The sequence below is a fragment of the Methanoregula sp. genome (assembly GCF_002835825.1).
Classification (GTDB): Archaea; Halobacteriota; Methanomicrobia; order Methanomicrobiales; family Methanospirillaceae; genus Methanoregula.
Window position 1 is genome coordinate 1 of sequence record NZ_PIZH01000760.1, and the last position, 985, is coordinate 985.

At 59.8% G+C, this 985-nt stretch carries 2 protein-coding genes; one reads left to right on the forward strand and one right to left on the reverse strand.

Annotated elements, in window-relative coordinates; all coding sequences use genetic code 11:
* Positions 1-31 precede the first annotated feature (31 nt).
* The gene (locus CW742_RS14995; RefSeq protein WP_292421789.1) at positions 32-208 is read left to right on the forward strand and encodes a hypothetical protein; all 177 of its coding nucleotides are present in this window, start codon (positions 32-34) and stop codon (positions 206-208) included.
* A gap of 14 nt (positions 209-222) precedes the next feature.
* Here the strand turns inward: CW742_RS14995 and CW742_RS15000 are convergent.
* Positions 223-985: DNA primase large subunit PriL (locus tag CW742_RS15000; protein ID WP_292421791.1), on the reverse strand; the 763-nt coding region annotated here is incomplete at its 5' end.

The window sequence follows — 985 nt, forward strand, 5'->3', positions numbered from 1 at the left end:
GCCTATATTCCCGGGCAGCAAAAAATAAGTAATGGACGCACGACTTCTCGATGTGGTCATCGGCCTTGTCACCTTCCTCATCCTCTGCATCCTCCTTGCAGTGCTGCCGATGGTGATGACCCCGGCCTACGCCTATCTTGCCGCAATCATCATCTTCATCCTTGCCCTCTCGGGTGCAGGGTCTTACGTGAACGAGAAGATCGCGTAGGCAGGATGCCCGGATCAGGATTGTTTTCCTGATCCCGGTCGCTCTTCTTTTGCCGCTGCCGGTCCTTCGTTCACCGGCATCTTAGGTTGCTTTGTAAGATCCCGTTTCTTTGTCCGGTAATAATTGAGCGGGTGGTTGACCCTCTCGCAGAGCTGGTCCTTCTTCACGCAGAGACCGGTTGTCCGCATGGCGGCGCAGGCAGGAGCGTTGTATTCGGTACCCGAACCGCCCCGCCCGGTGATGTGCTCGACCTGGTACATCGTCTTTTCGGGGTCGAAGTCCGGGGATCGTGCATAGAGGGCCGCTATGGCCGGTACGTCCATGCCGATGGTGTGGACGAAGGTGGTGAGCGCAAACCGGCCGGCATGCGTCAGGTTGGTGCCGGCAGTGAGAGCGTGGATGAGCGCCTGCATGCAGGGCGGGAACGCGCTCTCCTCGACTGCGCCGAACTGCTCGAGCATCTGCTGCTGGTACTCCTGCCTGATGCTCTCGGCCACCGGGGCCAGCCGGGTGCAGATCGCTTTTGGGACATCGTACGGCAGGTCCCGCCGCAGGATGACCCGGATCCGCTCGCGGAGCAGTTCGAGGAGCTCGTCTTTCCGTATCCTGACAAAACCTCCCGTCACCTGCCGGTTGACCAGTTTGAAGCGCTCTTCGTGCAGCACGCTGACAATCTCCACGTAATCGGCAAGGGGCAGGCTCTCCTTTGCAAGATCGATGCCAAACTCAGAGGCAAGGTACCGGGCGATCCGGCTGTTGCCCTCGTCATCGAGCATC